Annotated in this window: 4 protein-coding genes and 1 pseudogene; all 5 read right to left on the bottom strand. The window is 45.8% G+C overall.

All coding sequences use genetic code 11. The features are described 5' to 3' along the window. Nucleotides 1–25 precede the first annotated feature (25 nt). Nucleotides 26–1,597, bottom strand: a pseudogene (locus AAC852_RS19945) ((2,3-dihydroxybenzoyl)adenylate synthase); the annotation flags it as partial. A gap of 35 nt (nucleotides 1,598–1,632) precedes the next feature. Further along, entirely contained in the window at nucleotides 1,633–2,409 is a 777-nt protein-coding gene (locus AAC852_RS07840) for a thioesterase II family protein (protein ID WP_422824271.1), read from the bottom strand. 39 nt (nucleotides 2,410–2,448) lie between these two features. Further along, on the bottom strand, nucleotides 2,449–3,558 hold the full coding sequence (locus AAC852_RS07835) for a Gfo/Idh/MocA family oxidoreductase (RefSeq protein WP_340620555.1): 1,110 nt from the start codon (nucleotides 3,556–3,558) through the stop codon (nucleotides 2,449–2,451). Then, a complete protein-coding gene (locus AAC852_RS07830; RefSeq protein WP_340620554.1) occupies nucleotides 3,555–15,395 on the bottom strand; it encodes a non-ribosomal peptide synthetase/type I polyketide synthase in 11,841 nt (3,946 codons plus the stop codon). Before AAC852_RS07830 ends, AAC852_RS07835 begins: the two co-directional genes overlap by 4 nt. Continuing rightward, nucleotides 15,392–21,577 carry an amino acid adenylation domain-containing protein gene (locus AAC852_RS07825; RefSeq protein ID WP_340620553.1) on the bottom strand — a complete coding sequence of 2,062 codons (6,186 nt, stop codon included), beginning with the start codon at nucleotides 21,575–21,577 and terminating at the stop codon, nucleotides 15,392–15,394. Before AAC852_RS07825 ends, AAC852_RS07830 begins: the two co-directional genes overlap by 4 nt. Nucleotides 21,578–21,643 lie beyond the last annotated feature (66 nt).

Raw genomic sequence — 21,643 nt, 5'->3', positions numbered from 1 at the left:
ATTGCTGCATTGTGTTGCTATTTCCTTCTGCTTGTTTCTTTTGTTCTGTTTGTGCCATATGTACCAACTGACGTTTGTCTATTTTCCCTACTGTGGTTAATGGCCAATATGCCACAAACAACCATTGATCAGGGACCTTATGGCGCTGAACGCCTTTCTGATGTAAAAATGCCTGTATCTGTGTAGGTTCCGGTTGGTTAATATTCTTTAGTATGCAAGCACAAATTCGTTCACCCAAGAGTTCATCAGGAACAGCGATGACAACTACGTCATCAATATTTGGATGTTGCAGCAGTAATGTTTCAATTTCTTGCGTTGAAATTTTCTCGCCACTGCGGTTGATCTGCTCTTTAATACGTCCTTCAACGATCAAGTTGCCATCTGATCTCATACGAACTAAATCGCCGGTACGATAGAATCCGTCAGTGGTGAAGGCGATGGCATTATGTTGCTCAGCACGGTAGTATCCCGTAATGGTGTAAGGGCCTCGTGTAATCAATTCGCCTACTTCACCGGAGGGGACAGATTGCAGATTGGCGTCAACAATTTTGATCTCATCTTCTTCTGATAGTGGGCGACCTTGGGTGTTAATAATGACCTCATAAGGATCATCCAGTCGGGTATAGCAAAGTAATCCTTCTGCGGTGCCAAATACCTGTTGCAAAGGCCCAAGGCGAGTCATCAACTGTTTTGCCAATTCTGGTGTAAGTCTGCCTCCACCGACTTGTAAACAACGCAGGGAGGAAAGATCGCTTTGTTCCCAGTCACGAGCCTGTTCCCAGAGTCGGGCAAGCGCTGGAACTAACGCAGTATGTGTTACATTATGTTGTTTAATCAATGGCATGGTTTCATCACAACTGGCGGTATTACTTAAGAGGACACATCCTCCTTGAGAAAGTGTGCCCAGAATACCGGGGCTACCTAAGGTGAAATTATGTGCAACAGGCAGTACTGCTAAATAAACACTTTCGGTATTAATTGAGCATAAGCGAGCTGACAGTACAAAGTCATAAGTATAGGCATCGTGAGTGCGTGGAATTAATTTCGGTGTGCCTGTTGTTCCTCCGGAAAGTAGGAGTACGGCAATATCACCGTAACATGGGCCAGAAACAGAGATATCGAGTGGTTCACCATCAATGGAGGATAAAGCAGTAAATTCTTCTGCTTCCCCATCAACAATAATATGTTTCATCTCAGGACAAGACACTGCCACTTCCCGTGCCATTTTTCGGTAATCAAAACCATGGATACAATCAGGGATAATGTAAGCCACAGGACGGGCAATCTGGCAAAGTGTATGAATATCATGGGCTCGTTGTGTCGGCATTAATAATACTGGATGAGCACCTAATCTAAACAGAGCAAAACAGGTTACAACAAAGGAGATGCAGTTAGGCAATTGCACCATGACGTTGTCACCACGACGTATTCCCCGCTGAGATAATCCACTTGCCAGCTTTTCCGCAAGTTGATGGAGTTCATGGTAAGTCAGATGTTGTTCTTGATAGATCAGCGCTGTTTTATTCCCCCAGGTTTTCGACCATCCGGTAAGCTGTTGGTCTATGGTTTTGCCATTCCAAAGATAGTCTGGCGTCATAGTAAAATTTCTTCCTGGGATTGAATAAGATGCCATTATACGAACTCCTGTGGATAAACATATTGCATAAATTGTGTAATGTGACGAATAAAACTTTGAGGTTTTTGTGTGATATAAAAATGGTTGCCGACAATCTCTTGATAGCAATACGAAAGGTTTTGCTTATCACCGGCAAGCCAGTGATGCCACTGCTGAACTTCCAAAGCAGAGGCCTCTTTGTCTTCGTTGCCATAAAGCAACAAGGTTGGTGTGTGCAGTTTCACTGAGCCAGATGGAATAACCTGATGATAATGTTCCGTAGCCCAGAAATCAGCACGTAGCATGGGTAAGAACAGCGCTAGCAATCCGGGATCTTCGCGTAACATCGGGCTGCAACCACCAATATCAATGAGTTGCTCAATAAATTCATGATCAGGTAATCCACTCAATTGACGGCGGGATTGAAGATGGGGGGCATGACACCCCGAAAGTACCAATGCCTTGGGAGAACAATGATGTCGTTCAAGGCGTTGGCAAGTTTCAAAAGCGACCTGAGCTCCCATGCTGTGACCGACTAGTATCAGGTTTTCTCTCTGGGCAGGTGTGAGTGACACGAGCAGATCAGAAAGTGATTGCGCTAATGGTGCGATGCTGGTGACTGCACGTTCATTCATACGGCTGTCACGTCCGGGATAAATCACCAGCGAAACGGCAATATCTTGATTTTCCAGCGTAGACCATTGGCGAAATGCACTGCTGCTGCCCCCAGCAAAGGGGCAGATTAATAGAGTGTATTTGGGTTCGTCATGAGGTGTCAGGCACGGGCGAACCATTGGATGTACAGGGAGTGCCCATTTCATCAGCATTCTTCCTTAACTAACATCATCATTAACATCAGTAGCCAGCATCAATTGAGCGGGATCAATCCAGATTGGAGGTTGTAAATCCTGGGTAATTGGCTCTCCCATCATACGCAGAATTTGTTGCCACAAGCTTGCCAACCGTCGTTGATAGTCGTCACTAAAGGCGGGAGGGCAGAGAGCACCATTCAATACAGAACCTAATGTATTGAGTAAAAATGCCACACCTTCAGCACCATCACATTCAAATGCCGTCATCCAGTCTTTGCTTGCCGGACAAAGAATTTGCGATGTTGTTTGGTGTTGATAAGTACCATCCGGTTGACTGGCAGTCAGATAGAGACTCTGATTACTATTCAGATGGTTTGGGGCATGAAGAACTGGTGACCAGATCACTGGTCCATAACTGGCTTCCTGCGTCAGGTAACCCGCAGGCCAAACCAGCGTCATCTTGTGCATGACAAGGTTGTGCATATCGGGATCTTTCGGATCGAGATAGGATTGAACGTCTAACGCGATGGTTGTCCCTGCCAAACGTAATTCAAAGCAATGAAATGCATTACTCCGTTGTCCCACATAAGCTATTTCGATTTGTTCCGGGCAATGACAGGCTTGTAGCAACAGGTCAAGGGCGGAAAACAGTAACTGACGGCTGGTTGTCAGATAGCCATTTATCGGATGTTGCTGTGATAAGTGGCTAATTTGATGTGCCGCATGTAACCAACTTCTGCCAGCATGGCATTGGCTGTAAAAGCTATTTACCCAAAATATAGCTCCTTGTTTTTCAGCGGCTGATTGATGCCGTTTAATGGCTTCTGCATCAACGGGGTGCTCCTGAATAACAGAAATACCCCGTGCTAATAATGCTTGGGTTAATTGATCACCTTTGCCACCAATGACTTCTGCGCGTATGACCACACAGGCAATATCAATATCGTCCGGCAATTCATCCAATGAACGAAATAGTGGCACATTGAAATCACGGGCCAGTTGTTGCGAGCGAGGACTTCCTTGCGCCAGAATACCGGCCAGCTCCAGATCTGGCCGAGGTTGCAGGAATGCATTAAGGTATAGTTCGCCAAATTTAGCACCGACAATTAGAACCCGCCGTGGCTTTATCATATGTTCTCCTTAACAGGCTCAATAGTTAGGGCTGAATTCAGGATGTTTTTCAGACAAATAACCAGAGAGTTGACATTTTTGTGCTGGAATAAGCTGTAGTGATTACCATCAAGTTGTGTCACGTTGACAGGCCCGAAAACTTGCCAGCCGAGTTCCATTGAGGTAATTGTTGTTGGATCGAGATAATCCATAAAATCAGGTAACGCCTGTGCAGCCCGGACAAGGACGAAAGGCTGTGAAGTCCGTGGTGGACAGTAATCAAGCAATGCACGCAGATTATGGCGCCATACGGTGTAGAGCTCAGTCAGCGAACTGTCAATCTGTGCATATTGTGGCAGGGCCTCATACAGCGTTTGCAGGAATGTTTCGGTATTGGCCGCAATTGTGCGATTATCCAGCGCCAAATCTGGGAATTGCCCCTGCAAATCGAGCAGGAAATGACGGTGGCAAAATGTATCATCCAAAATCAGATCAGGGCGTACGTTTGGTGCGAAACTATCAATCAGGATGCAATGAGAAACATTTTCACCCGCAGCGCGTAATTGATGCGCCATTTCATAGGCCACCAATCCGCCAAAAGACCAACCTGCCAGTGCATAAGGCCCTTGAGGCTGGAAGGTACGGATTTGGTTGATATAGTCAGCCGCCAACGCTGCAACAGCAGGTCTATCGGTATTCAAGTTATCTGGAGCAAATGCTAACCCAATCAGGCGCTGATCGCCGAAATTAGCTGCCAAATGACGATATCCCAGCAGATGCCCACCAATAGGATGGACGATAAATAAAGCAGGTTTTTCAGTGCTTCCCTCGTTTAAAATTACCCCTTGGCAGGTATTTTCCGGTTGATGTTCAATAAATTCAGCTAATGAATGCACGGTATCATAAGTTTGCAGCAGGCTAAGTGGATACTGGCGATTGAATGTCTGGTTGATTTTCACCATTAACCGTACTGCTGCTAGAGAATCTCCTCCAAGAGTAAAGAAACTCTCATGTACGTTGATATTTTGTTGCTCTAATACTGATTCCCAAAGGCTTAATACCGCTTGTCCTGTTGTGTTAAGAGTCACCGCCGATGGTATTGAATTAACTTCTTGCGTTTCTTCAATCAGAGTGACCAATGTGCGTCTGTCGATTTTACCATTGTCGGATACAGGTATTGTATCGAGAATGATAAATCGCTGCGGACACATCCAGATCGGTAAGGTTTGTTGCAACCAGTGAGGCAATATTGGTAAAAGTTCGCTAGATAGCGGCGCGTTGTCAGTTAAACGTAAGCCTGCAACAAGTTGCAATGTGCCGGTTGACGTTGTATGAGCAAATACTATCGCTTGTTGTATCGCAGGATGTTCACATAAAAGGTGCTCAATTTCGCCTAACTCAATTCGGTAGCCACGGATTTTAATCTGGTGATCATTGCGCCCCAGAAATTCGATATTCCCATCTGGGAGCCAGCGTCCTAAGTCACCTGTACGGTAAAGTTGCTCACCTGTTTGAGGATGTGTGATAAAGGCATGTTTCGTTTTTTCAGTGTCGGCCCAATAACCCAGAGCTAGTCCTTGTCCACCAATATATAGCTCACCGGTTACCCAAACAGGGCAAGGCGAAAGTGCTGTATTAAGTACATAAAAAGTCTGATTAGCTAGAGGTTTACCATATGGAATGCTACGCCAATTTGGTTCGACTTGTACGATAGGATAGGCAATAGACCATATTGATGCTTCGGTTGCACCTCCTAAGCTAAGGAGGTTTAACTCAGGGTGAAGCGTATGTAATTTGGCTGGCAAATTGGTTGGTATCCAGTCACCACTCATCAATATCCAACGCAGGTTATGTAGGGAATGGGGATAGCTACGGGCATATTCCTCAAGCAATTGCACAAATGCAGGAACGGAGTTCCAGACAGTCACCGATTCTTGTTGTAACCATGTTAATAACTTGTCCGGCTGCCGATTGTCACCCGCAGCAGGCATTACCAGTTTTGCCCCACAGCTTAATGTGCCGAATAGGTCATAAACGGAGAGATCGAAGGTTAATTCTGAGATTGCCAGTACGCTATCGTGCTCATTGAGTGCAATGCGCTGGTTAATATCGAGAATAGTATTGACCACGCTTTGATGATCAATCATTACGCCTTTTGGTGTTCCAGTAGAACCTGAGGTGAAGATGACATAAGCCAGATCTTCAGGGCGTACTGATAAACTCGGTTTGTTGGTGGTTGGCAAGTTATTGAGTAATGTTTCATCCAGAGAGATGATCTGGACATTGTCGGGCCAGTCCAATTGTTGAGCTAACTTAGGTTGAGTTAGTACGGTATCAACTTCTCCTAATTCTAATAGCTGATGAATTCGTTGTTGCGGATAGCTGGCATCAATAGGCAGATAAGCACGTCCTGCTAATAAAATTGCAATAACTGCAATAACCTGTTCCCGACCTTTTTCCATCACCACACTAACCAGAGGTGAAGTCTGATTTTCTTGTGCTTGCAGATGAGCCGCCAGTGTCAGGCTTTGTGACCACAAAGTGCGATAGTCTAACTGACAACAAGCATCGACAACAGCTATATGTTGTGGATAACAATTTACTGCTTGTTCAATCAACGAGCAAAGTGTATGGGGCGGAAAAACATTTTTTGTCGCATTGCTGTTCTGGCATAAAGTGCGATCACTTGCCGGAAGCCAGTCAGGAAGTGGGGCACTCCATTGGTAATCCGGTTCGAGCAGTGCAACGATACTGGCTTGATAATGGTCAAACATGTTTTCTGCAACTTGAGGCTGGAACAGCTGTGGTAAGATTGCCCACTGTATGGTGACCCCACCCTCTGCGCCAGAAATTAACATGCAGTCGAGATAAACATGTGGTGTTTGCGCACCAAAGAGATTCAGTGTCCCTAATCCTGATGGCCCTTTGCCCGCAGTACTGGTTGTATCGTTGAATACGATTGGCATACCGGCATTCAGGTTATGGCGATGCTGATTTTTCTCCCTGAGTACCAATTGCCCGTCAAACAGCGCATGTTGAAGATCAGCTAACCATTGTCTTTGTATCCGGCTTACTGCATCACCGAAGCCTGTGATATTGCGTAAATCCACTTCCAGAAGTGATGTGGTAGATAGATTGCCGACTAACATATCGCAATGCTGTGGCATTAACAGGCGATTGCCATGCAGGACATTGATAGTGAAATGTTCGCTGTTGCTCCATACCGACAGAATGTGGGCAAATAGCGTGAGCATAACTTGTGAAGGTGATACCCGGTGTTCTGCCGCCCGTTGTTGCAAGCACTGCCATTGTTGGGCGCTGATATATCCTGTCAGACACTGTTGATCGAGTTGTTGTGACTGATGATCTTTCAGTGGTAACACTGGCGCATCAGGAATTGAAGGTAAGCGATCAAGCCAATATTGTCGGCTTTGTTGCCAGGCTTCTCCGATTTTCTCATTCTCCAGTGCCTGAATATAGTCAGTAATAGTTGTTGCCGATGGTTCTGGTTGCCAGTCAGGTTCCTGATACCAATGGTGTAAATCACGCAAGATTAAGGTCAGACTTTTGCCATCTGCTACCAATAGGTCAATAGTCAGGTGTAATAAGTGTGTTCGGTCATCGGTATGGTACAGCGTTAAATCAAATAACGGCCAGTTGTCGCTAGGAACGCCTTGAGTACGCAAAGTGTTACGGGCGTTGTTCAGTTGTGTCTCGCGCTCTTCTTGTGTCATGTCACGATAATTAATAACTGTCGGATTATAGCAGGGCACTTCTGGCAGAATATGATATTGTCCTTCTTTTACGTAACCGCGTAATTGCCCATGATGGTTTATCACACGGTTCCAGGCGGCAGTAAAACGAGGCAGATCAAGCCCATCAATAGTTAGCTCGGCATAGAAGTGAGCAATACCATTGCCAAACTGAAACAGTTGGCTTTCTCCCAACCAATAAGCATATTGCAGAGCGGTGAGTGGCAGAATTTGCTCTGAAGCTGGTTCTGTTTGATGTGGTTTAACCAGTGTTGTTGAATTTGTCTCAATAACCCGCAGGGTACGACAAAATTCATTCAATTTAGGGTGTTCAAACAGTTGTTGCAGATTGGCTTGTTCGTAACCCTGGCGACGTAGTTGCACCACCATGCGGGTAGCAATCAAGCTATCGCCGCCACTTTGGAAAAAGTCGCTGTAACGTTGAATTGTCTGAGGAAGCAGTGAATTCCAGAGCTCAATGACGTGCTGTTCAATATCATGAAGTTGATCATCTGCTGTTTCTGGTTGTCCAGCTTCCACAGTGACCGGCTGTACCATGTTATCTTTCGCGGTCATTGTTGGTAATGCTGCTAATGGTAACTGCTCTTGCTGTTGAATATGCAATGAGTAAGGCAAGGCAGAAAATTGTACCGTGATTTCACCAACATTCAATCGTGCCTGCTGTTCGGATTGCGCCAGAATCAATTGTTGATGCAGTTCTGGCCCATCTTGTCCTGGCCATTCCAGTGAAACCCGATAGCCGGATTTCTCCAGACACTTACGCCAGTCTGCAAGCTCCAGCAATGCGCTATTACCTTGATCATCACTGCGATCATCGGCCCAGGCATTAATACCTTCAATAAATCCAACACTGGCGAGTTGCATAGCACTTTCGCGCTTAGTGGATTCAATAATCAGCAGCCACCCACCGGCTTTTAGTAATCGGGACAGACGCTTCAGTGTATTCTTTAGATGGATGGCATCATGTAAGACATTAACTGCCATAATCAGGTCATAACCAGATTCAGGATGCTGGCTAAAATCAATACGCTGATTAATGTCGAATAGAGCAAATTTTACGGTTTCGCCATAGTGATTAAGTGACTGGCGAGCATCATCCAAAAATAGCGGTGAAACGTCAGTAAAGTGGTAACTTTCAATGGATTGAGCATTCTGTTTAAGCACTGTTTTTGATGTAGCACCTGTGCCTGCGCCGACTTCCAGCACAGTGAAATGTTCGGATGTCTGGCTCAATTGTCGGACAATTTCAGCGGCAGTCTGGTTCAGGCAACATAACGCAGGGTTTTCGCTGTAAAGGCTGGCTGTAGTTTGTTTATCGGCAAACAGCAGTTCTAATGCGTTTCCACGCCCAGCAAGCAGGGTGTCATGTTGGTCGATACAGGTTGCAACATAACGGCTGATGGTTTGGCACCATACGGCATCATCCAATTTTGCGGTAGGAGCAGGGATCTGGCTGAGCGGTTGCAGACAACGGTATCCACCAGCGATTTTTTCTATAAATCCTTGCTTGCTTAATAATCCCAGCCATTGGGTAAGCAAGCGTTGATACCGTGGTGCCAGTTGTAAGCGTTGTTCAATCTCTTCACGAGAGTGATATTGTTGTGAAGATGTAAACAGGTTATGGCGCAGTAAAGTCTGGCCCAGACCCAATAACGCTTGTTGCTCAATATGTTGCCAAGAGCGTTCAAATCCTTGTTGTTCTACTAATGTCGGCAGTGGTAAGACTTCAGTGTTTATCACCAATGGTTCTGAAAACAATGGTTCTGGCAACGATAATGATAAATTATCTTCTGCTACTAGCCATAAATTGTAACCTTGGGTATCGTCCTGACGCGGTTGAATTTCTGCTAGTCGTATTTCAGGCTGAGCACGCAGATATTGTTCAGCCTGATGCAATGCAGGATGTTGTGACCAGAAGTCATAACGAGTATGACCGGCAGGTGGTGTATGAAGATCATAATGCTCCAGACGTTCAGGATGGCGGCAAAGTTGTACAATTTGTATTAACAACGCGTTATAGGCAGCAAATAGTGCTTCAATGACCCCCGCTTCCAGTACATCGTCCATGCAATACCAGTTAAACAGCATATCACCATCCACTTCCATAACCTGGTGATCCAGCCAGACTTGTGGCGTTTGGCTCAGCACAAAGACCGGATCACCCAGTAATTGAGTGATGGATTGTTTTATTGCAACACCTTCTTGTGCCATTCCCAACATGCTGGTGAAAACAACCGGCGACAGAGGCTGCCTGTTTTGGGCTTCACCAGATTGCTGCCGACCCAATTCCCGCAGTACTTCAACCCCATTGATATGACTATGGCTCAGTCGCTGCCAGAGCAAGGCCTGGGTTTTTTCCATGCTAGCACGTAGGGAGGCAGTTTTGCGTAAATCAAAATCCATCAGTATGACGGAGGTAAAATCACCAATCAGTTCTTGAACCTCTGGATGGAAAGGCTGACGGTTAAAAAATGTCAGGTTGAGGGTAAATAGTGGATGACGACTGTACCATTCAAGCGTATGGGCAAACAGTGTGAGCAGACCTGCGGAAGGTGTGACTCCCCATTTTTTCCAGCTTTGTTTAAGTACTTGCCAGTCAGATTGTGCCAGCCAACCTTCATAAGTCGTGAATTGTGGCTGGCTACGCTGAGGTAATTGTGGGTTCAACGGTAATCTTGGCGCTGGAGGCAATGAAAACAATTGTTCCTGCCAGTATGCCCATGATGCGCGCCACTCTTTACTTTCACGTTGTGCTTGTTCTGCCATCACATAGTCGCGAAAAGTAAATGTTTGTGGCGCTAGTGGTTGTTGCTGGTGATAAGCTCGTTGTAGATCGTCCATCATGATCCGGAAACTCTGTACATCAAACTGCAACAAATCCAGGTTCATATGTAAGCGGCAACGCCCATTCGGCAGCAGGGAAACAGAGACTTCAAACAGTGGCCACTGTTCCGCAGGTGGCACTTGATAAGAAAGAGTATGACGACGCTGAGCCAAAGCTTGTTCACAGGTTGTATCGTTCAGTGTTCGCAAATCATCCTGTGATAAAACATACCAGGGCGTTTCAGACAGAATTCTCTGTTGGCCATCTTCATCAACGATCATGCGCAACATGCCATGACGCTCAATTAAGGCATTCCATGCTTTTTCAAAACGTGGGATATCAAAGCTGTTTAGTGTCAGATCCCATTCAAACAGGACGTGACACGCCACACCACCAAAATCAATGGCCTGAGTACGGCCAACCCAGTAAGCGTGCTGAATTGGCGTAAGAGGAAATGGTTCATGGTGTTGGGCACTGTCAATAACGATCTCAGGTTGAGCGGGCACAGAGGCTTGTTCAGGCAATGCGTCGCCAATAAGCGCATTAAGCCCCTTCAGCGTCATATTCTGATAGGCCAATTCAGCAGTTAATCTGAAACCAAATTGCTGGTGGATCATCGTATTTAGTTCAAGGAACAATAAGGAATCCAAACCAAATTGTAATAGATCTTGCTGTGGCTCTAGACGTTCAGGCTGTTCTAAGCGTAATAATGTTGCAACATGCTGACGTAGCCAATGAAGCCGTTGTTTACTATCCTGATAGAGTGCGTTATCAGTAGAGAGTGCAGATATTGGCGTTGTAGTGGTATGGGTGATGTCAGCCTGCAAACGCCGCAAAATGCCAGGATGACGCTCATCTAACCGCATTGCCAGATAGCAAGGAGAAGCGGTACGCAGGGATTGATTGAGATGCCAGATTCCCTCATTGGCATTGAACGGTAACATGCCATCTTGCGCTAGTTTTTCCACTAATCGCCGATCGCTGGCCATGCCAATGCCCCCCCAAACACCCCAGACTAACGTTTTTACCATCAATGTATTTGTCATCAATGGATCGTTTGCGGTCAGTGCTAAAGATTCCAGATAAGCGTTGGTAATGGCATAAGCGCTTTGTCCTTGAGCACCTAGCATTGAAGCAGCGGAAGAATGAAGCAACAGGTATTGTGCCTTTTGTTGCTGAAGTACCGTTTGCAATGTTGACGCGCTCTGGGCTTTTACGCATAACATTTGCGACAAATGTTGACGATCAAGTTTTGCCAATGGAGTTTGGTCAGCAATACCGGCGGCATGAATCGCGCCTGCAATACCATCTTCTTGTGCCAGTGATTGCACGGTATTTAACAAAGTTGATGTGTCAGTGACATCAACGTTAATCCAGCGTATTTCGCATTCGCCACTCAGTGACAACTCTTGGATAAAATCATCCCAGTCCTCATGTTTGCGGCGGGCAAACACAGCAACCTTACGAGCGCCTTGAGCCAGCAACCAACGGATAGAAATTTGCCCGATCCCACCCATACCGCCGGTAACGATGTGCCAACCCTGATGGGGAATTGACATTGGTTGCTGCGATAACACAAGTGGCTGACGTTGTAAAACAGGTACAGAGATTTGATTTCCGCGTACTTTCAGCCAGCGATGTTGTTCATTCAGATAACCGAGTGCTAATAACAAAGCATCGGTATCATTGATATCAGCGATATCAATCGCCTGAATATGGCAATGGGGATACTCTTCAACCGCAACCCGCAACAGGGCCCAGACAGCGTATTGAGCGGGATTGATATCCTCTTTTGATAAGGTGCTTTCAGGTTGGGCGCAGCAAGTTACAACGATTAAAGATGTTGTTTCATCACGCCTTAATTCGTTAATAACCTGATCACACAATTCAACAACATCATCACCCTGGAGCAGTAATAGTGTATTTCCGCTTTTCGGCTGTAAGTTAATACCTGCCTGACGCCAATGTTGAGCAATTGTGTCACTCGCTGTTGAAGAACGAAGTGTATACGTCGTTGAAAATCTTGGTTTACCCGCAGTATTTGGTTTATCTACAGTAGTTATGGTGCGCCAATGCAGAACATAGTGAGTATCAGGACATGGCTGTGGTGTAAGAAGCCATGATTTTGTCGTTGTTGGCGTTGTTGACAATTGGCGAGGTAGATCAGCCCGATCACTCATTAATGCGAATAAACGTTCTCCAACATAGATCAATGCAGGGAAATCTGTGAGTAAATTTGCCTCCAATAATCGGCGTTTGGCATATGGCAGAGCACGGTGAGGGCGATACATTTTACTGATTGTTGGCCCGACAATTTTTTGGTAATAGCCTTGCTGAACACAATGGTTCAATAGTTGTTCCAGCAAAGGGCGCCAGCAAGGTTGCAATCGTCCAGCCCGAATCGTGTCAATGGCACTGAAACCTTGTTCAGTCTTGGGCCCATGACATTGATAGATTAGTGCATCGGTATACAGCGCTCGAAGTATTGCTGCGTCGGTATTTTGCTCAATGGCAGGATCGAGCAGGAAATTGATATCAAGCCCAGTATTAGTATTGGCCGAATGTTGTACAAGATGGTATTGCCCAGCATTGGCGGCAGAGAAGCTATAATGCTGTTTATCAAATGGATAGAGCGGAGCATGGCATTTTGCCCCGGTAACCGGGAAAAGACGCGGCCAATCAAGATGTGCGCCAGCACAGTAAAGTTGCATAAGTGCTGCTTGCTGAGCCATTTCTGGAGTGCTTTGACGATGTGTACTGGCAACCCAGGTTTCATGTGGCAAACTGATACGTCGCCCTATCCCTGTTAGTTGTGCATCAGCACCAAATTCTACGAATAATGCCACACCTTGTTGTCGGGCAAACTCAATCGCTTGATGGTAACGTACCGTTTGACGCATATGGTGACACCAGTAGTCTGGTGAACCTAGTTGCTCGGTAGTTACAATATCTGCTGTCAGGGTAGAAATTAATGGAATTTCGCCCGATACTGGCTGGAGCTGGCTATCATACAGGGAAAAACGCTGAGAAAATTCTTCCAGAATTGGTTCAAGCATGGCTGAATGTGCTGCGCAGGCAACGTTAAGGCGCTGGTAACGGATCTGTTGTTGTTCCAGACGTTGTGTCAGTATATCAATTTCAGTTTCTGTGCCAGCCCAAATCCAGTGTTGTGGGCCATTGCAAACCGCTAAATCCAATGCCAGTGAATGCGTAAGAGGAAGAATATCTTCTTCGTTGGCAAAAACTGCCAACATCGCGCCCCCTTGGGCACATTTTTGCATCAATTTGCCCCGTACCGTGACCATCGGCATCACTTGCTCTGGCGTTAAAATCCCGGCAATAACGACAGCGGCGAATTCGCCAACGGAGTGTCCCAATATGTAATCCGGCTTTAAGCCAAGTGCTCGCCAATGTGCTGCCAGCGCAATCTGATGTGCCACAATTGCTGGCTGTGCATATTCTGTGGTAGCTAATGCGGCTTCATGCTCTCCGAACATCACTGCTTTTAATGGCAGTGCCAACTCAGAGATACAAGCGGCACAACAACGGTCTAACATAGCGGAAAAAACAGGAGAGCTGGCATACATTGTTTTCCCCATGCCAGGCCATTGACATCCCTGACCGCTGAATTGCCACAGCTGTTTATTTTCACTCCTCGCGTGCCCGCTAAGAATATCCGGTGTTGGACTATGGTTCGCAAAGGTGGATAAGCTCACAGCATTTTTGGCCGTATTTTGTGGTGTCAGTGTCAATGCTAAACGCCAGGGGAATGAAAGATCGCGTCCCTGTAAGGCCGTTCTGGCCAAATCAGCATGATTTTCTGAGGTAAGCACAGTTGCGTAACGTTGTGCCAATTGACGCAGTGAAGATTCAGAAGCTGCGGAGAGCAACAAAGGTGTGTTTTGCGCATGAACTTGCGAATCATTGACACGGTGACGTTGTAATTCTTCTGGCAATGATTGCACCACAATATGGCAGTTGGTGCCGCCAATACCGAATGAAGAAACGCCAGCAGTACGTAATTCTTGTGTCCAATGTTGCCCTTGTATTGCTAGCCTAAATGGGCTTTCTTCCAACCGCAATGCCGGATTGGGTTGTTGTACATTGATAGTCGGCGGAATGTAACCATGCCAGACTGACAGAACCGTTTTAATCAAACTGGCAATACCCGCAGCAGTATCGAGATGGCCTATGTTGCTTTTCACTGAACCAAGGTAACAAGGCGGTACAGCCGTACTACGTTCGGAGAATATGCTGCGTAATGCATCAACTTCTATCGGATCGCCAAGTGGTGTACCTGTGCCATGTGCTTCAATCATTCCGACATCATCAATGCTGACATCTGCCAGTTGTAGAGCTTCGGCAATCACGTTGCGCTGACCATTAACCGAAGGGGCAGTAAAACCAACTTTCTCATTGCCGTCGTTATTAATGGCACTACCACGTAACACCGCCATGATAGGATCGCTATCACGTAATGCATCACTCAGACGTTTCAGCGTAACAACACCAACACCATTGCCGCCGTAAGTGCCGTTTGCCTGACTATCAAAGGGACGGCAATGCCCATCAGGTGAAAAGATCATTCCCGGTTGATACAAGTAACCGCTTTCTTGTGGGAAAGAAACCGCCACACCACCGGCCAGCGCCATATCACATTCACCGGAACGCAGGTTTTCGCAAGCCATATGCACGGCAACTAGTGAACTTGAACAGGCTGTTTGTACTGTCAGTGCAGGGCCTTTCAGATTTAATTTATAGGCGGTACGCGTCGCAAGATAATCTTTATCATTGCTCATTAGTGCCTGTAGCCCTTTCACTTTGCCGATATCGGTCATAGTGAATTGTGACCATGAAGGCCAGGTGCTGACTCGGCTACTGGCGAAAACACCTGTTTTCAGGCGCACATTACGTGGTGAATAGCCAGCATGTTCAAGTGCATGCCAGGCTGTTTGCAGAAACAGGCGTTGTTGAGGATCGAGCATTTCAGCTTCCTGACGCGAATAGCCAAACAGTGTGGCGTCAAATTGTTCTGCATCCTCTAATATCGCTGCCTGATTGACAAAGTTTTCACTATCAATGATTTCAGGTGAAATGCCTGCATCCAATAATATTTGGCGGGAAAGTATGGTAGTACACTCAATCCCTTGTTGCAGGTTATGCCAGAAAGTATCGCTATCTGGTGCTTGTGGAAAGCGGCAGGCAAGGCCAATCACTGCGATGGGATCACAATTATCGTAGTGAGGCGTTAAATCAGTCATTGTACAGCTCCTTTATGACGTTTTTCCCGTTGTTGCAGACGCTTTTGTTGTTGACGCTGACGAAGAGTAATCGACGATTGATTTCCGTCTTGAGTATCTTTTCGGCAACGCAAGCTGAGCGCTTCTGGAGTTGGATAAGCGAATAAATCAGTAACAGCAAGATGGTGAAAACCGGCATATTGTAACTTGCCGTGCAATTGAATTAGTTGTAGCGAATTGGCTCCGGCATCAAAAAAGTTCTGTTGAACGTTGATGGTGTGATTGGTTACCGATAAGAACAAGCGTTGAATTTCATTGCATATCTGCGGATCGCATCCTTCTGAACGTGATGATGCAATAACAACGGATGCGTTATCTTCAACCATCAGGCACTGCTGGCGTGGCATCAGTTGTTCTAACGTTGAATGCCAGCTTTCTGGTTGTGCCGCGAGGGTGCGTAATAGTGCCATATAGCTGTTAAACATGGTTTGCAACTGATGTGGCTCAAATAACGCTTCGACCGCATCCCAGTTCAGGCAAAGCTCATCGTCAGATTCGTAAACCTGATGATCCAGCCAGATTTGTGGCGTTTGCGAGATGCCCCAAACGGGTTTCATCCATGATGAACGTGAAAGGAATTGCCCTTCATGAGTTCCTAATGCACTGGTGAAAACAACAGGCATGGTGGCTGCATCCGGGCCACGATTTTGTGCCAGCTCACGCATCACTCTGATCGCCGAAATATGGCGATGATCCAGATCCTGCCATAACTGTTGTTGTAACCTCCGTGCACTTGATAACCAGTTTTTCTCTGGATACCAGGCGAGAAGTGACAGTGAAGTAAAATCACCCAGAATACGATTAATGTCCTCATGCCAGTGTGGACGATCGAACAGAGTAAGATTAAGCGTTAATGCTGCTCTGGTGCTGAATGCAGAGAGAACAGCAGCATAAGCTGCAATCAAGAGCGCAGAAGGTGTTATCTGATGTGGTGCAGCATATTGCTTCAACTGCTTCCATTCATGTGCAGATAACCGATCGCTATAACGTACAAAATGTGGGGATTGCACGTTTTCCGGTACAATACGCAATGGCAATTGTGGCGCCGGTGGTAATGTTTTCACCTGTTCTTGCCAATATTGCAGTGAACTTTGGTGCACTGGCGTTTGTTGCTGACGTAACACACAATCTCGGAATGTGATATTCAATGGTGGCAATTCGTGTTGTTCGTTGAGATATAGCTGTTCTAATTCAGCCAGCAATATCTGCATGCTTAATCCATCTAATAGCAAATTATCCAGACTGACAAATAATCGGGATACAGGGCTGTTGTCTTGCGCAAGTTGAAAATCGAACACTGGCCAGTGTCCGGCATCTAATACCTGATGTGATAAACGTTCGCGTAATGAATCCGCTTCCGTAATATCAGTGAATTGGTGCTGTTTAACTGAGAAGAAAGGAACATCTTTCAATATTTGTTGTTGCCCGTTAATAACCACTGTTCTAAGTACCGGATGACGCTGGATCAGGCGATTTAATATTCGGTTCAGGCGTTGAATATCTAGTTGTTCTATCCGGTATTCGATAAAGAAATGTGCGCCAACACCGCTCAGGGCAAAACCAGGGTGACGACCAACCAGATAAGCCTGCTGAACTTCGGTCAGTGGGAAAGGTTGGTATTTATCTTCATCTTGCTCTTTTGGTATCGAATATGTATCTGATGAAATGTCAGACAAAGGAGCCAGTAGAGGAGAAAGTGTCGCGGTAAATGCCGCTAATTGCGGGTTACGGAAAAGGTGACTTAGTTCACCTTTTAAGCCTTGTTGTGCCAGTTCACCGATCAGACGTGTACCCAAAAGGCTATCACCGCCAAGTTGGAAAAAATCGCTGTTACAACCTGGCTGCTCAGTATTCAACAAACGTTGCCAAATGGCTGCAACAGTTTGTTCCTCTGCGTTCAACAGAATCATGTCATTCTGGTGCGGCTCGGTTTCGGTTTTTGTAGTGGACAGTAAGCCTTGTGCCAGAGCCTTACGGTCGATTTTACCATTAGGTGTAAGAGGCAGATGAGGAATAACAAGCAAGCGTTGTGGGATCATGTATCCCGGTAAATATTGTGCCAATACGGACTTAATTTTTTCCCGATCAGGTATGGAGACGTTGTCACTTGCTTGCATTAATAACACATTAAGGTTGCCAAGGGTAATTGGTGTTTCTGTCTGTAGTGGCAGAAGAGATAACCATTGTGATGCAGAGCGTAGCTGAATACCGTGAGGTGAGAGCAACTCAGTGGTAATCAGAGAGATAGATGAAGCATGGTACAACTCTATTGCCAATACCAATGCACCGGGTTGTGCTAAAGGCATCAACGCCTTGATACAGTTTTTCGGGTCTTTTTCTCGATGTAATATATTGTTTAACAAGACAATATCCGCCTGATGCTGTAACGGCTCAGGAATTTGCTCAGGCCAGCGTTTCACTGATACATGCGTGTGAGCACTTAACCGAGTTTGCATCTGGTTAATGAGTGCCTGAGAACGTTCAAAGCCGATATAGGACAGATGTTGATCGGTAATCTGTTCTGCCAGCCACTGGGCACAGAGACCACTGCGGGCATCGAATTCCATCACGGTAACGGGACGTTGTAACCGTTGGGAAAGGGCAACGATAACCTGTTTTAAACCTGCCAACCATTGTTGAGTTTCGGGCAATACAAAGAGCTGTTGTTCCGGTGAGAACTGCGGATCATCAAGCAATGTGACTGCGGTTTGTTGTCCGGTCAGAATACTACGCAGTGTAGAATGCCAGCGCTCAGGGATACATCCTGTTTCAGCTTTGTTATTGAATTTTGAGGATAATAATCTAGTCTGATATACGTGATGTGCAGATTCAACCAATAGATTGCATTGGCAAAGATACCCCAGCATGCGGGCAAACCAGTCATGATATTCTGATTGAGGCTGGTAGTCTTTCAGACAATTGGCGAAAGATTTGGGAGAAGTAAACGTAATACCGTAACGAGACAGATGTTCAAGCAAAAATGTTGCAACTTGAGGTTCATTGTTGTCATCAGTTGTATCTGTTTTATCGATAATGGCCTGCATTGCAGGAAATAGATCACGGTAGGTTGTTGGTAACTGTGAAGCACGATTTATGCGTTGGTATAAGGTATTGCCTTCCAATTCAAGGAACGCCACCAGTGATTTTTCTTTTTCACCACTGGTTAAAGCAACGCCTTTACGAATACCGGTTACTTGATTGAGTGCAGCATCAACTTCTCCTAGCTCAATACGATATCCCCCAATTTTGACCTGGCTGTCGCGGCGTCCCATAAATTCCAGCCAGCCTTCAGGATGATAACAACCTAGATCACCAGTTCGATACCAGCGTTCTCCCTGATCGATGACGAATTGAGCGGTAGTGCGTTCTTTATCATTAAAATAGCCTAGTGCGACACCGGCTCCACCGATCCAAAGTTCACCGACAACCCAGTCAGGACAATCTCGGCCATCTTCACCCACGACACGGTAACGCTGGTTAGCCAGGGGATAGCCATAAGGAATCGAACACCACTGTGTATCAACTTCTTTGACGATATATTCATTTGACCAGATAGCTGCTTCTGTTGCACCTCCCATGGCACTAAGTACACCAGCAGGATTGAATGCACGGTAACGTTCAGGCAGTGACAAGCCGATCCAATCTCCGGATAGCATCACGGTACGAAGCATTTTCGGTGCATCGACTTCCATTCCTTCACAATAGGTCAGCAACATATCAAACAGTGCCGGTACACTATTCCACAACGTAATATTGTGTTGCTCAATCAACATCTCCCAAGTTGATGGATCGCGGCGTTGTGCTTCATTAGTGAGTACCAGAGCTCCTCCGGCACTGAGAATGCCAAAAATATCGTAAACGGAGAGGTCGAAATGCAGTGCGGAGAGTGCCAGCAATCGATCACAATTTTGAACTTGATGACGGCGGTTGATGTCCAGACAAGTATTTAATGCACTTTGATGACTGATGACGACACCTTTTGGCATACCCGTTGAACCGGAGGTATAAATGATATAGGCCGGATCAGTTACGGCACGTTTAGCCATGTGAGTTAATGGTAATAATGAGTCATTTTGGTGCCAGGAAATACAGCATATATTTTGTGACCAATCTAGATGTTGTTGTTTAGGATCAATGACAACAATAGTGATACCGGTATTGTCGCAGATAGTACGACGTCGGTTTAATGGTTGATCCACCGGAATTGGAACATAAACACCTCCAACATAAAGGATGGCTAATACAGCAACGATTTGCCCGATGCCTTTTTCCATGCTAATAGCAATCCGATCTCCTGGCATTACCGACATTTTTTGCAGTACAGCCGCTAATCGGCGGGCTGCCAGACTGAGTTCGCCATAACTGATTTTTTCATTATAATGGGTCACCAACGCAACAGCATCGGGAGTGTGCTCTGCTTGGGTAAACACACCTTCATGCAACAAGGCGTTTGGTAACAGTTCAACCGTATTGTTGATTTGACGTCGTAGCTGATATTGCGACTCAGGCATCAAATCCGGGAGTTTCTCGTTCCACTGCACGGCGTTTTCCGTCAGGTTCTTAATAAGCCCTTGGTAGACAGTGAATAAAATATCCATTAAACCGTCAGGAAAGAGTTCATCATTACTGTCCCACTGAATGTTCAGTGTGCTTTCATGTTCAAAAGCAACAAAATCTAACCATACCTGAGGTGTTTGTGAGATTCCCCAACTTGGTTTTCCCAGGATATTGCGGGTATTCTCACCATATAAAGGTCGGCCTAAATTGCTGGTAAACACAATTGGTGCACCGTGTGGATGGTTGCCGCGTTTTTTAAGTTCACGCAGCACTTCTACACCAGACCAATGACGATGTTCGTATGCTTCAGCAAATGTTGCTTGTGCATTCTGAGCTAGTTGGTAGAACGGTAAATTATCACCGGGAATATCCAAAAGTAGAATGTTGGTAAAATCTGCCAAAATGTTATCAACTGCAGGATGCAGAGGAGCTCTGTCAAATAGCGTTAGGTTAAATAATAAGTGTGTGGTGCTATCTTGTGTTGCCTTATCCTGTGTTGTGCTGTTCTGTATCGTATTGCTCCAGCGACACAATAAAGCAGCAAATGCGGTTGCCAATGCCATGGTTGGTGTCACTCCATTTTGCTGCGCGAGATATTTAAAATGTTCCCAATGCTCAGGCGCTAAACAGAAATGCCTACGCTGGACCCGAACATTTTTTATTAGGTCAGGATTTTTGGCCAGAGGAAGCTGAGGCGCAAGTGGTAAGGTATCTAATCGGCTACGCCAGAATGCTTCGGCTTCTTGTCTGGCTTGCTTAAATTGAGCCTGATATTGCGTTAGATAACTGCAAAAATCATAGTCAGAGGGTATAGCTGGCAAATTACGTTTGGCAATTAATGCTGCCAGTTCAGTAAAGAACAGGCTGAAACTAGCGGCATCCATTATCAGCAAATCGATATTCGCATGTAGACGATGCTGATTATCACCGAACAGGCTAAGTTGAATATCAAAAGTTTCTCCTTTTTCAACTTGTAATACTCGATGGCTTAGTTGTTCACGTATGTTAGTCAGAGCTTGTTGCTGTTCATTGGTTGTTAGGTTACGCAGATCGTGAACTGTTAATTTTTGCCAGTAAGCATTAGCCACTCCTTGTTGGCGGCCATCGGGCAAAAACTGTACACGCAACATTGGATGCCGCTGGATCAGAGCATGAATAGCTGCCTCCAATTGTTCAGGTTTCAGCCCAATACCATCAAATTCGTGGTACAAATGGCAACCAACTCCCCCTAATGTTTGTTCTGGTGAACGCCCAACAAAATAAGCGTGTTGTACTGCCGTTAATGAGAATGGATGTGCATCTGCAATTTGTGGCAGTGGCATTGTATCTTGAGAGACGGTTTGAGAGACTGGTGCATGGCGTCGCAGAAGCTGGCTCCAGGTATGCAGTGTTGGATTTTGGTAAAGCTCACGCAGAGTGACACGATATCCTTGACGTCTGAATTGGTTTAGCAATGCCATTATTTGCATTGAATCTAGTCCATTGCGAATTAAATCGTCGTTATCACCCACCAAAATATTTTTTTGGTTAAATAGACCAGAAATAAGCTGGCGCAGTGAATCTGGGGAGGGAAGGTCCATGTGCATGAAGAAATCCTATAAAAATGGCAGTTACCTAATAAATCAATAAACGTAGTTTCAATTTATTGGAAT

The organism is Xenorhabdus siamensis, from assembly GCF_037996745.1.
Taxonomy (GTDB): Bacteria; Pseudomonadota; Gammaproteobacteria; order Enterobacterales; family Enterobacteriaceae; genus Xenorhabdus; species Xenorhabdus indica.
Note: the sequence above shows the minus strand (reverse complement) of the source record. Positions and strands in the feature narration are given on the sequence as shown.